General features: G+C 40.4%; 7 protein-coding genes. 2 read left to right on the forward strand and 5 right to left on the reverse strand.

What is annotated here, in order from left to right:
• Positions 1-64 precede the first annotated feature (64 nt).
• Positions 65-9,130 (forward strand): leucine-rich repeat domain-containing protein, encoded by a 9,066-nt coding sequence (locus ACQK2H_RS01865; protein ID WP_425389778.1) that lies wholly within the window; start codon positions 65-67, stop codon positions 9,128-9,130.
• A 32-nt stretch (positions 9,131-9,162) separates the two neighbouring features.
• On the opposite strand, the gene ACQK2H_RS01870 is transcribed toward ACQK2H_RS01865, so the two are convergent.
• The 4 genes from ACQK2H_RS01870 to ACQK2H_RS01885 all read right to left on the reverse strand — a co-directional run bounded on the left by ACQK2H_RS01870 (position 9,163) and on the right by ACQK2H_RS01885 (position 12,820).
• Entirely contained in the window at positions 9,163-11,139 is a 1,977-nt protein-coding gene (locus ACQK2H_RS01870; protein ID WP_425389779.1) for an alpha-ketoacid dehydrogenase subunit alpha/beta, read from the reverse strand.
• A 65-nt stretch (positions 11,140-11,204) separates the two neighbouring features.
• Positions 11,205-11,528 carry a type II toxin-antitoxin system PemK/MazF family toxin gene (locus tag ACQK2H_RS01875; protein WP_425389780.1) on the reverse strand — a complete coding sequence of 108 codons (324 nt, stop codon included), beginning with the start codon at positions 11,526-11,528 and terminating at the stop codon, positions 11,205-11,207.
• Positions 11,519-11,764, reverse strand: coding sequence for an AbrB/MazE/SpoVT family DNA-binding domain-containing protein (locus ACQK2H_RS01880; RefSeq protein WP_425389781.1), 246 nt, complete (start codon positions 11,762-11,764; stop codon positions 11,519-11,521). The genes ACQK2H_RS01875 and ACQK2H_RS01880 overlap by 10 nt, the downstream gene beginning before the upstream one ends.
• 30 nt (positions 11,765-11,794) lie before the next feature.
• Positions 11,795-12,820: an SPASM domain-containing protein gene (locus tag ACQK2H_RS01885; protein ID WP_425389782.1), complete on the reverse strand. Its 1,026-nt coding sequence runs from the start codon at positions 12,818-12,820 to the stop codon at positions 11,795-11,797.
• Positions 12,821-12,846: 26 nt separating this feature from the next.
• On the opposite strand from ACQK2H_RS01885, the gene ACQK2H_RS01890 reads away from it, so the two are divergent.
• The gene (locus tag ACQK2H_RS01890; RefSeq protein ID WP_425389783.1) at positions 12,847-14,046 is read left to right on the forward strand and encodes a DUF4105 domain-containing protein; all 1,200 of its coding nucleotides are present in this window, start codon (positions 12,847-12,849) and stop codon (positions 14,044-14,046) included.
• On the opposite strand, the gene ACQK2H_RS01895 is transcribed toward ACQK2H_RS01890, so the two are convergent.
• A complete protein-coding gene (locus tag ACQK2H_RS01895) occupies positions 14,043-14,324 on the reverse strand; it encodes a DUF427 domain-containing protein (RefSeq protein ID WP_425389784.1) in 282 nt (93 codons plus the stop codon). The two genes, ACQK2H_RS01890 and ACQK2H_RS01895, sit on opposite strands and share 4 nt — an antisense overlap.
• Positions 14,325-14,350 lie beyond the last annotated feature (26 nt).

The raw sequence follows: 14,350 nt of genomic DNA on the forward strand, positions 1-14,350 counted from the left end.
GAAAAGTGCCAGGCGCCACTGGTAAGCCTGCTGTTTAACCAGTTTTCACCAAAAAGCTTACATGATGAAACCGCTATTATCTACCCTCATTGTATCACTGTTTCTAATTTTAATTGTTTTACCAGCTTCCTATTCTCAAAACCGTACTGCTGATTCGACGGCACTTGTAGCACTCTACGATAGTTTAGGCGGACCTGGCTGGGCAAATAATACAGGCTGGCCTGATACAGGTACCATTGATACATGGGATGGAGTGAGCTTTGATGGCTCAAGGGTTACTTCGTTATCTTTAGGTGCAAATAACCTAACCGGTGCTGTTCCAATTGAAATAGGAAATCTAGATGCCCTCCAGCAACTTTATTTGAATGAAAATCAAATTACTTCAATTCCCGATGATATCGGAAACCTAACTTCTCTTACAGTTCTGGAGTTAGGGGATAACCAACTTACTGCGTTACCAGCGGGGATAGGTAACCTGAGTGGCTTAGGTTTTTTAAGTGCAAGTCAAAACCAGATTGCCACCCTTCCAAACGAAATTGCCAACCTGATTAGTTTGACGACTTTAGAGCTTGAATACAACCAGATTACGAGTCTACCATCAGTAATAGATGGGTTAACATCTTTAACAGATTTGCAACTGGATGGAAATCTATTGAGTACCCTTCCTGTCGAATTATTCAATATATCGTCCCTGAGAATACTTGATTTAGCTGAGAATCAGTTTACCACAGTTCCTAGCGGAATAACCGGACTGGCTTTTTTGGAAAGCCTTGATTTTGGAGACAACCAATTAACTGGTGCATTTCCAACAGATGTACTATCACTTGATTCTTTGCGCGACCTTAATCTTGGACGAAATCAATTAACAGGAACGATCCCGGCGGGTATCTCAAATTTTTCAAAACTGCTACAACTAACACTTCATCATAATCAGTTGACGGGGAATATTCCTACATCCATTAATACGCTCTCTTTTCTAGAGACTCTGGAAGTTGGAAACAATTCGTTATCGGGTAATATACCCACAGAAGTTGGAGCACTTGATTCCTTGAGATACCTGGATTTATCAGTGAATGGTTTTGATGGTGCAGTTCCAGCATCATTTATGGGATTATCAAACCTGGAAACATTGGTGATTAATGACAATTTGTTAACCGGGTTGCCTGACCTGACATCCCTCACTAATCTGAGTGAAGTATATCTATCAGGGAACCTTATTCCTGACCCAGATCTCACTACAAACAACCCAATTCTTGACAGCAACATAAATCGAGAGCAGTTCACTAGTGCTGCGCCTTTCACTTATAATGTTTCCACCTCTACTTTTGGGTACTCTACTTTATCAACACCAACAACTGTTACCTTATCTGATGATAGTGTAACCTCCACTTCAATTCCAATAGGGTTCGATTTTGATTTCTTTGGAGCAACCTATAATTCCATCTATATCAGTAGTAATGGTTTCATTTCTTTCCAAAGTCCTGATCAGGATGCCGATGGAAATCCGGATGATAATGTGGATGGTTGCTGTAGAGGTCAACAAATACCACTTTCGATTTATCCGAATGCATATGTTGCCGGATACTGGGAGGATTTAGATCCTTCTCAAGGAGGAACTATTCAATATGAAAATTTGGGATCTGAATTCATTGTTGAGTTCAGCAATGTACCGCACCTCGATGAGGCAATATTTGTATCGTTCCAGATCAAACTGAAACAAGGCAGCAATGAAATTGAGATTCACTGTCAGTCATGTCCTTCTGATCCAGATTCAGATGTAACTACTCAGGGAATTGAAGATTCACTAGGGTTCCAGGGGTTTAATTTTGCTGGACGAAGTGCTGCCGAATTTGATCTCACCTCTGATGCGGTATTGTTCCAACCGGAAGCAACTGCTGTTATAGCCTCAGACTCACTAGCCCTTGTGGCGATTTACGATTCGACAAATGGTGACGGCTGGTCTACCAATACAAACTGGAAAACAGGTACCGTTGATACATGGTTTGGAGTGACCGTTCAGGGAGGCAGAGTGGTTGGCCTGGACTTAGGGTTTGATCCATTTGGTAATGGTTTGACTGGGCCTTTCCCCACTGCAATCGGAGACTTAACGGAGCTTAAAGTTTTAGATCTGGAAGGCAACCAGTTTAATGATTCTATACCTGCTGAAATCGGTAACCTTACAAACCTGGTCGAGCTTAACTTAAATCGCACTCGATTACTTGGCAGTATTCCCTCAGAAATTGGAAACTTGACTTCTCTGGAGATATTAAGGTTGGGCAATAACTTTTCGCTTTCCGGCGAAATTCCTGCCGAGATATATACTTTAACAAACTTAAGAGTCTTTGATTTTTCATTTAACTCAGGAATGAATGGTTCTATTTCTTCTGACATTGGTAACTTGATTAATCTGGAAGAAATCAATCTGGTGAACAGTAGCTTCAGTGGTCAGTTGCCTGTTGAAATTTCTTCACTCAGTAATTTGGATACCCTTCTTATTCAAAGTAATGACTTTACAGATATACCTGACTTAAGTGGGCTTTCAAATTTAGTTACAGTAAATGTCAGCAATAACCGATTGGATTTCCTGGACATTGAGCCAAATATCTCTGTGCCAGGTATTATTTATTCCCCTCAGCAACCTCTTTCTGCCGATAGTCTGTTAGTTCATGACGGAGTTGAGCAGGTAACTATGCAGATTCCTTCGGTTCCCGGCACGAGCAATTCCATTCAGTGGTATCAAGATAGTGTAGCAGTTGGTGGAGAAACTTCTGAGGTGCTTATGATTACAGGACAGGAGGGCTATTTTTATGCAGAGGTGACTAGTTCAATCGCTACAGAACTTACTTTGGTCTCTGGTATTTTCAATGTGAGACAGGAAGTTTTCAACACCGGTTTTAATCAGGTTAATGAAGTTTTCACCATCTTAAATATCAGTGACACAATCCCTGGAACTGAGGACTCGTTTCAGATGTCAAATCAACTCGGGGATATTAATGACGATGGATTTCCTGATTATGGAGTCCTTGTATCCAATCAACTACGAATATATTTTGGTGGAACCCATAAAACGGAACCAGACTTTACAGTTGAAAATGTAGCTGGATATACATTTTCAGATGTTAGATCGGGAGACGTTAATGGCGATGGCATTTCTGATATTATTCTATCGCAACAGCAATCAGGAGGTCTGGGATTTATAGATGTATACCATGGAAGTGGTTCGTTCGAAGTTGATTCAGATCATACCATTGCTGCGTCAGATATCTATACAATAGATGGTAACGAAACGTTTGGCTTTGTTGATGTAATTGGAGACATTAATAATGATGGGTTTGACGATTTTATTGTATTAGCATTACAGGAAACTTCAGGATATGTTTATTTGGGAGATACCACGATTAGCCAGAATCCGGATATTGTTCTCAGTGATTTTAATGTAACTATTCCCGGAGCAACATTATTGGGCAATGCTTTTTCATTTGGATTTAGAAGTAAAGCTCTGGGAGACATAAATGGGGATAATATTGATGACTTTGCAATAGCAGATGTTGCTCGTAGTGTTGACTTTGGCACATCGACAGGCAATGGAGCTGTTTATGTCTATCTTGGAAGAAACGATAATTCATTTACAACCCCGGATCATGGGATAGTGAGACCATCCGGAGACCTTAATGTTCAGTTTTTTGGTATTAATTTGGAAACCGGGGATTTTAATGGGGATGGGTTAAATGATATTCTTGTCGGTCCAAACAGAAACACTGATCCTAACTCATTGACAGATGAGGGATCAGATCTTGGGTTTATTTATTATGGATCTGCAACAGTTGATTCGGACGTTGACCTAAAATTTAAGATACCGGCAGCTCCTTTTAACTTTTTCGATGTTCAGTTTGCAAGCTTTAATGCTTCTTATGATGTGGTCAAAGATGAAACCGATGGTTTTGATGATATCGTGATATCCGGATTCGGAACTAACGCTATTTTAATTGAGAATGATGGCACGCTGACAGTTGATGAAATTCCTAATTTGGTTCTAATTGCTCCGGATTCTTCCTCGGCATTAGGCTCTCCTAATAATTTTGTCAATCGCCAATTTGCTTCAGCCATTGGAGATTTTGATAATAATGGTTTCGCTGAAATTCTACTACCTCTTAGATCAGGTGCTACACAGCCACTTCTGTATTATGAGATTCAAGCACAAGATCCTGTATCTATGTTTGTTCAGGCAGCAGACTCATCAGCTTTAGTGGCCATTTATGATTCACTTGGTGGAGGTAACTGGAACGATTCAACAAACTGGAAATTAGGACCGGTAAATACATGGTTTGGAGTAGAAGTAAGTGGTGATAGAGTGGTTGGCCTTAGGCTTCCAAATAATAACCTTTCCGGACAACTGCCACCGGCTATTGGTGACTTGACCGCTTTAAGGACACTTGACTTACAGGGGAATTTCGGGGTAAATGGCCCTTTGCCATCTGAGATTGCAAGTGCTATAGCATTGGACTCTCTTATTTTAAATAACATGGGACTTAATGATACGATTCCTTTAGAAATCGGCAGCTTACCTAATCTTGTTTATTTGAACCTTAATGGGAATCAAATTAGCAGTGTTCCCCCAGAACTGACGGGTTTAAGCTCAATTGATCAAATAGATTTAGCTAACAATCAGCTTGAAGACCTTCCAGATCTTACTGCATTTACCGGACTCTCTTTGCTGAATCTGGTGGGTAATAATTTGACATTCGAAGATTTGGATGTAAACTCCGCCATCCCTGGAATTAACTTCCATCCTCAAGATCAGGTGGGTCCTGATAGTTTGGCAGCACTAGCAGTTGGAGATTCAGGAACTCTGATTACTCAAATCCAAAACTATAATGGCAACAATAGTTATCAATGGTATAAGGATTCAACACCAATTCCTGGCGAAACAGGTCCTACACTAACAGCTCCATCCTGGAGTGTAGCGGATGAGGGGGTTTATTATTTGGAAGCCACGAATCCTGCAGTACCTGGTTTAACACTAAACTCCGGCTTTTTTACAGTTTATACAAAACAGGAAAGCCAGTTTGCCTGGATTGAGAATGAATTTTTTGTCGAGGATGGTTTGCTTAGTGGCACCTCCTACGGTGCGTCTGTTGGTGATTATGACAATGATGGTTTAGATGATATCTGGACAATTAATCTTGGAGATATTCCTAGCTATTTATATCGTAATTTGGGTGATGGCACTTTTGATAGAACTACCTCAGTAATTCCTAATGGAGAAGATCATGGAGCTTATGGTTCTGTCTGGGGGGACTACAATAATGATGGATTTCTGGATCTGTTTGCTTGCGACATTCAGTTCGCTTCAACATCCACTGATGGGATTGCAGCTATCTACAAAAACAATGGAGATGGAACATTTACACCTATTTCATTAGGAGAGCAAATTATTGGGGCTGCTTGGGGAGATGTAAATAACGATGGACTTTTGGATGCAATTGCCAATGTAAATAACGAAACTATGTCTGTTTATTTGAATGTTGGAACAGACACTTTAGTTAAGCAACCAATGGTTGTAGACCTGACTACCAACGGAGGTACCATAATGCCTTTTTTAGTGGACCTGTCGGGAGACGGAATAGTAGACTTGTATTTTACCGGGAACATTAATGGAGTGTACTTCAATGATGGGTCCGGAAATTTCGTAGAACAGCCGACCAATGCCTTAGTTACCACAACGTTTAGTGGTCCATGGGGGGCATCATTTGAGGACTTAGATAATGATGGTGATGTTGATGCTTTTATTCGATCATACTTTAATGGCGAGGACAGCTACATCTTTACAAATGATGGAACGGGCAACTTTACAGGAGCTACTTGTTTCGATTTATTCGGAGAAGCTTGTGACAGAGGAAGAGGTAGTGCGCTTGCAGATGTAAATAATGATGGCTATGTGGATGTAATATTTAATGAGGGAAGCCCGGTTGACACCATCGAGGTTTATTTAAATAATGCGAATAGTGGATACACCCAGCTGACCAATCAAAACTTTCTAGGAACAATTCCAGCACACGGCATTTCTGTTTTTGACTATGACAATGATGGCTACCTTGATCTCTACTCACCAAGTAGCTTTAACCTGAGAGCCAATATGCTTTACGAAAACAAAGGGAGTGGCAATAATTGGCTGAAGGTTAAATTGGAGGGTACTGAATCCAATCGAGCAGGCATAGGTGCTGAAGTTTCAGTATACGCAGGTGGGTTACGAAACTCCAGAAGCGTCATGACAAACAGTGGACTTCATTCAGGAGCCAGTAATTATCTGCACTTTGGCATGGGAGGAAATGCTCTTGCCGATTCAGTTGTAGTTAACTGGCCATCGGGCCAAACGACTGTGTTAGACAATGTTTCTTCCAATCAATTGGTAATGATCATGGAGTTAAGTGCGCCTGAGATTGCGTTTGATTCATTGTCATTAATGACCCAGGAGTATCAACCGGAGCTTTTTGGTTCTGTAACAGACACTTCAGCCACTATCGAAGTAGTAGTGCAAGGAGTTACTTATCCAGCAATCAACAACATGGATAGCACATGGACATTGCCTGCAGCTACCATTGATTCACTTTTCCATGGCACCTATGAAGTGATAGCAAGAGCGACCAATGGAATAGGAACTGGAGTAGATACTGCAATGCTGGTAATTGACCAAAGTCCGCCAGTTGTGAGCATTAATGAACTAGTAAGCACTATAAGAAGTCCTGAGCTCTCAGGAAATGTCAATGATACAACTGCTATAGTGACAGTAATTGTCGAGGATAATGACTATCTCGCCGCTCTGAATACTGCAGACAGCACATGGACGCTTGCAGAGGGTTTAATTCAGCCGCCATTAGAAGACGGCACATATGATGTAGTGGTATTGGCGGAAAATCAATTTGGTGTAGCTAGTGACACAACATTAAATGAGTTAAGGTTAGATGCCACCGCACCGGAAGTATTCGTTGATAACATTGGTACCTCTATTGTAAGCCCAGAGCTTACTGGTTTCATAACTGATACTACGGCAACTATCACTATTAACGTGGCTGGAAGAGGTGACTTTACACCAGAAATTAATGCCTCTGATAGTACCTGGTCAATACCTGCCGGAACAATTTCTCCAGATATTACAGAGGGGGAAAGCCCTGTTGTTATTACTGCCACAGCTGAAGATTCACTTGGCAATGTAGGTTCAGGTACGGGTGAGTTGGTCATTGCAAACTCGATCGTTGCATTAAACGCTTCTCGGATTACAAGTAAAACTTTTAGAGCAAACTGGAGTGCTGTTGTAGATGCGATCGACTATGAGTTGGAGGTTTCGGATTCTGATGATTTCTCCAACATAATTGAAACAGAGAATACAACAGAAACACATCTTAAAGTCTCCAACCTGGATTTTGAAAGCACATACTACTATCGAGTAACGTACGATAATGGAGTGGATGCTCCTACTACAAGTAATGTGATTACTGTAAATACCGCCATTAAGCAATCGACATTGGATGACTTTAATTCTTTAGCGATTATTGAGGATGCAACGGGTGGAACAAACTGGACAGTAACATCCAATTGGACCGAGGATACCAGAAAGCAAGATTGGGACTACATCACGATTGAAAATGAGCGAATTGTTGAAATAGCTATTCCGGATAATAACCTGACAGGCCGATTCCCTTTCACTCCTTTGATGACGGCACTAAGGAAAATAGATGTTTCTGGCAATTCGCTGGTAGACGTAGATGATCTCACAAGATTGCGAGAAATAGATGAACTTGACGTAAGCAATAACCTCTTTGAGTTTGATGATTTAGAGAAGCTACGGGAACTATCAAGTTTTACTTATAGTCCTCAAAAAACCAGACTTTCATTTAACGAAAAGGAATTAGCAGATTCGCTTCTCGTCAGGGTCTTCAATGACACCTCACTTTCCATTAGTGCAAAAGGTAAATACGTCAACCATAAGTGGTTCAGAGTGGATACAGAGATAGATACCGGTGAGGATTTCATTAACAATGATTCGTCTTTGCAGATCTTATCAATTGATTATGGAAACATGGGTAAGTTCAAGGCGCAGGTAGGAAATGATAGCTTGCCTGACTTGACACTTGATGTTGATTCCATGTTTGTGTTTGCAGTTGCAGATTTTTCTGTCGATGTAAATGACAATGAAGGAGAACTAATTCCTGATAATGTCGATGGCTATTTACTGCTGACAACACAAGTTGATCAGGGATTTGATACACTTTCTGTAGCTAAGAACAGGCCTAGCTCCTTTACATTCCAGGATGTGATCCTTGGGAATTACCTGATTTCTATCGATTCAGATCGGGAGAAATATGTGCCTACTTACTATGCGGATGCCTTCGAATGGGTAGAGGCCGATACTGTTCTATTTAGAGAAGATAGTGCATTCCAAGTCAGTATGACCTTGATTCCAAGAGAGCTTACTGCTGATGATGGAGATGGAACATTGCTCGTTGTTATTGAGGAAGATTTTGGAGATGAAAATGCTCGAATAGATGCCCGAAGAAGAGCTGCGAAAAGAAAGTGTGGATTAAGGAAGAGAAGAAGAGGCGGTCGTTTAGCTCAGGATGACGATGAGTGGGAGCTAATAGCTTACGGAGAGACCGATGAGAATGGAGAGTTCCAGTTTGGATTCCTTCCGGAAGGACGTTACAGATTCTTCGTTGAGTATCCAGGAATTCCTCTCGATGAATCATCATTTGTGGAATTTGAAGTTGGTGAACAAGGAATAAGTGACACGGACTTTAAGCTTGAGGCTTTTGCAAGTGAAGATGGCATTGAAGTTGAAATTAAGCGAGTACTTGGTTTGATTTTCGAATACTTCAAGAATCTGAAGGTTTATCCAAATCCTACATCCGAAATTCTCAAGTTGAGTTATAGACATTTAACAGATAAAGAAGTAGCTGCACAGCTGGTAGACTTGAAAGGAAATGTCTTATGGTCCAAAGACATCCGAAGTGGCTATGATGGCTATGAAGAAATAGATGTCTCCGGATATAGAGAAGGCATTTACATCCTTAATGTTTATGACAAAGAAGATAGTAAATCACATGTAGTGAGCTACAGAATTATTATTCGTTGAAGTAGACGTTACTAGTTGAAAAAAGCACTTGATTAGTATTCAAGTGCTTTTTTTATGGTTGATTCTAGCCGTTCATTTGGCAGAAAGTTTTTCTCAAGATCCGCAGCAAATGGCACTGGAGTATCTAAACTGGCTAACCGATATACAGGTGCATCCAGAGACTCAAACCAATATTCTGAAATCCATGCAGATATTTCAGCTCCAATTCCTCCAGTCAAGCAATCTTCATGAAGGACAATCACTCTTCCTGTTTTCTGGACAGAAGCTTTAACGGTTTCTTTATCCCATGGCAGGAGTGTTCTTAAGTCCACTACTTCAATAGCGTATTTTGATTGGTTTGCTGATTGCAGTGCCCAATGCACGCCCATGCCATAAGTTACTATTGTTAAATCTGAGCCTTCTTTACAGATTGCGGCCTTACCGATTTCGGTTGTGTAATATCCTTCCGGTATATCTTCAGTAAGCGATCGATAAAGTGCCTTATGTTCAAAGTATAGGTATGGGTTCGGGTCTTCAATAGCAGCATTCAATAACCCTTTAGCATCTTCAGGATTAGAAGGATAAACTATTTTTAATCCAGGGGTATGAAAAAACCATGCTTCATTAGATTGTGAGTGGAAAGGACCAGCCCCTACACCCGCTCCTGTTGGCATCCTCACCACGACATCAGCATTCTGCCCCCATCGATAATGAATTTTAGCAAGATTGTTGATTATCTGATTGAAGCCCTCAGTGACAAAATCTGCAAACTGCATTTCTACCATCGCCTTCATTCCTGAAATGCTTAGACCCAATCCGGTACCGATAATGGCGGATTCGCAAAGAGGGGTATTTCTTACTCGCTCTTTACCAAATTTTTCAATGAAGCCCTCAGTAATCTTAAACACACCGCCATAGTCTGCTATATCCTGACCCATTAAAACTAAATCAGGAAATTTCTCCATGCTTTCATTCAATCCGTCAGATATAGCATCTACAAATCTTCGGCTTACAGTTTTTTTACCGGCCGGAGCTATTACTTTTTGTTCATACGGGAAATAAACATCAGCCAATTCTGTCTCAGTATCAGCATGAATTATTTCTTCTTCAAAAGCTTCTTTTACTGCTTCATTGATCTCTTTCTGGATTGACTTTCTGATCTCTCCTATTTCATCATTCGTACAAACACCTTCTTTGATCAGGAAGCTTTCATATCCTTTTACCGGATCTTTCTTTGCCCACTTCTCCATGAGTTCTTTAGGAACATATTTGGTTCCTGAAGCTTCCTCGTGTCCTCTCATTCTGAAGGTCTTTGCTTCGAAAATGACTGGCCGTGGATTTTTTCGAATATCTTCTACCAAAGGCTCCAGCTCATTTAACACTTCTAGGATAGAGTTACCCTCTACACTATAGGCTTCCATACCATACGCTGGACCTTTCACTACAAATGAATCGAAATTGAATTGTTCACGGCTAGGAGTAGAAAGCCCGTAACCATTGTTTTCGATTACAAAAACAACAGGCAGCTTCCAAACAGAAGCGACATTCACGGCCTCATGAAAATCTCCTTCACTAGTGCCACCATCCCCTGTAAACACAAGGCTTACCTTTTCTTCTTTTCTTAGTAGGTGCGATAAGGCAATTCCGTCAGCAATACCCATCTGAGGACCAAGGTGAGAAATCATTCCAACGATGTTATAATCCTGGGTTCCGAAGTGGAAGCTTCTATCCCTTCCTTTGGTAAACCCATTCATCTTACCTTGAAACTGAGAGAAAAGCTTTTGGAACGGTACTCCTCGAGTAGTGAATACTCCAAGGTTTCGGTGCATCGGAAGAATGTATTCTTCTTTTTCAAGGGCGAGTGCTGCACCTACCGATATTGCTTCTTGTCCAATGCCGGAAAACCATTTGCTGATTTTTCCCTGGCGGAGGAGGATCAACATTTTTTCCTCGATCAACCGTGGGGTGACCAACGCTTGATGAATGGTGAGTAATTCTTCGTCGGTTCGGTTATTTCGTTCGAATTTCATGAGTTGTGTGAATTGCAATGCGAAATAAGTGGATTTGTCGAGAAGTCAAATGATTTGTGAAAAGATTAATCTACAAATGTTTCTCTGATCACCCGTTTAACTTGTAAAACCTCTTTCTCTGATAGCTTTTTAAAGCTTTTGACAATTCTCTTCTTATCAATGGTTCTGATTTGATCTAACACTATCCATCCTGTTTTACTGTTTTGTCGAACCTTAAATCTGGTTGGATAATCCTTTGATTTTGTAGTCATTGGAGCAATGGTAATTGTGCGGATGTTTCTGTTCATTTCATCAGGTGAAATGATTACACATGGTCTTGTTTTGTTTATTTCACTACCAATAGTTGGGTCTAAATTGACAAGCACAACTCTGTATTGATCTATTTCCATTCTTCGAATTCTTCGTCTTCGAACACATCATCTATCAATTGTTGATCATCAGAATTTGCGCCCATCTTTTTAAAAGCGTCTTCCCATCCTTCTCTGACCTTCTTAATGGGACGTAGAATAATCTGATCTTTTTCCAAAATCATTTCTACCTTATCGGAAATTTGATATTGTTCGAGGAGTTGCTTATTAAGCCTTAGTCCCTTTGAGTTGCCGATTTGAATAATTGAAGCTTCCATAAATGTAATTACGAAGTTATTACAAAAAAGTTAACTTGCCCAAACCTTCAGCCCTTCGGTGCAGTTTTTACAAATTTCTATTTCTGAACGGGATGTCAAAAGCGCATCACGGAAATTTTGATAAGGTCTGGAATGCCATACTTCTTTAAAAGACTGCTTACTTATGTTTCCCATACTGTGTGATGCATCTTTATCAAAACAACACGGGATTACCTGTCCATCCCAGGTTATGACACAGGACTGCCACATCTTCCAACATTTGTTTTCCAGCTGATTTTTAATGGAATAAGTACCGTCCCCATTGGACTTATAGCGTGAGTATTTATCAATGGTTGGTATAAGGTCACTTCCATTTTTGTAATCGTAGATCTGGGCTGTTTTGAAAGCTACTTTGTCAACTCCATATTCTTTTGCAAGTCGCTTGATTTTTGGAATCTCGTGCTCGTTGGGCCTTACTACCAGGAACTGCCACACTACTTTAGGACTAGTTGATTTTAAACGCTTTCGCCATTTCAAAATATTTTTAGTTCCCTCTAACACTTTGGAGAGGTCTCCTTCTTTTCGATAAGATTCGTAGGTTTCCTGTGAAGCTCCATCGATGGAAATTATCAAACGGTTAAGACCGCCTTCTACTGTTTTTTTGGCGTTTTTATCATCCAGAAAATGGGCATTAGTCGATGTGGTTGTATAAATTTTATGATCGGAGGCTATTTTGACCATATCCAAAAACTGAGGATTAAGATATGGTTCTCCTTGAAAATAAAAAGTCAGGTAAAGCAGGTGGTCGCTAACATCCTGCATGATTTTTTCAAAAAGATCTGGGTCTAGCTTTCCTGTGGGACGAGTAAAGGATCGTAAGCCACTTGGACACTCCGGACATCTCAAATTACATGCTGTTGTAGGTTCTATAGCCATGCTGATTGGCAATCCTTGTATCTTGGCAGAGCCTGTTTTTTGAGATTGCTGATAGCTCCTCCAGATTTTCCATGCATTGGATATCCTTTTTGGGGTTAGTTTTGAAGCTAATGAAATGCTATCGTGCAGGTTGATCAACATTACAAACAAAGTAAAACACTAGAATCATGAGATTCGTATTTCTGAGCCTTCTTATTTTCAGCTTCTCGCTTTCTCAAGCTCAAATTCAACTTTCTGAAGAGGCTGAGATCGCGGTAATTACTATTGGTCCGTATCAGGGCGAAGTATGGTCAGCTTTCGGACATAGCGGAATACGAATCAAAGATTCTGAAAGAAGAATTGATTGGTTTTATAACTATGGGTTATACGATTTTGAGCAGGAAAATTTCTTTCTAAATTTTGCTCAAGGCCTTCTCAAATACAAAGTAGGTGTAACTCGATACGATCGAGTGTTCCGATTCTACAAAAGTCAAAACAGATTCATTAAAGAGCAGTATTTGAACTTGACCTACGAAGAAAAACAACGATTCTTCGATTTTCTACAAACCAATGTTCAGCCTGAAAATGCGGAGTATCTGTACAACTATGTATATGATAACTGCGCCACTAAAATTAGAGACGTCACAGAGGAATTATATTTTGGACGTATCGAATTTGATTTCAGCTATAAGACTGAGGGGAAAACAATCCGTGATTTAATGGATGATTATCTTGAATATCAGCCCTGGGGAGATTTTGCAATTGATCTTGGCTTGGGAACACAGATAGATAAAGAGGCGTCCGCCTATCAATACATGTTTTTGCCTGACTATGTTTACCTAGCATTCTCTGGAGCAAAAATTTCGCGAGACAGCATTGCTGTTTCACTAGTCAAAAAGGAAATAGAATCATTTACGCCGAAAAAGGAACAATTTTCAAACGGGCTATTTACACCGTTTAACACGTTCGTTCTTTTATTTTTTGTTGTTGGATTAATCACTCATAGAAATCTGAAATCAGGAAAACGATCTATATGGGTTGACAAACTACTTTTCTCGATTGTTGGATTTGCCGGCTGGTGGGTGGTTTTTCTCTGGTTTGGCACTGAGCACCTTTCTCAACCCAACCTCAACATCTTGTGGGCGATTCCCTTCCATTTCCCATTCATATTTTTCGCTGCTAAAGAAAAATATCGACAGTTCTTTAGAAGGTATTTTAAGGTTACCGCTTATTGGTATTGCGTACTTCTCATCGTTTGGATGCTATTACCACAGCCGCTTCACCAGTCTTTGGTGCCATTGGTTCTTACGCTGGTGCTTAGAAGCTTCTATATTGGTTATGACTTGAGGCGATCTAAAACGAAGCTTCCACAGAACGGAAAAGGTTAATTTTCCACCTTCACACCATTCCAGAAAGCCACATAGTTTTCGATGTTTTTAGCTAATTCACTGGCATTGGGATAGTACCAGGCGGCATCCTTATTTTCTTCGCCTTTCACCTCTACCGTGTAATAACTAGCCTCTCCTTTCCATGGGCAATGTGTGTGAGTGGCTGTCTCCTTGAAAAATTCCTTTTTGATAGATGATGGTGGAAAATAATGATTTCCTTCTACTACTACCGTTTCATCGCTTTCAGCGATTACCTCGCCATTCCAAATTGCTTTCATAAGTATTGTATTTGATACAATAATCG

This window comes from Ekhidna sp., assembly GCF_965228795.1.
Lineage (GTDB): Bacteria > Bacteroidota > Bacteroidia > Cytophagales > Cyclobacteriaceae > Ekhidna.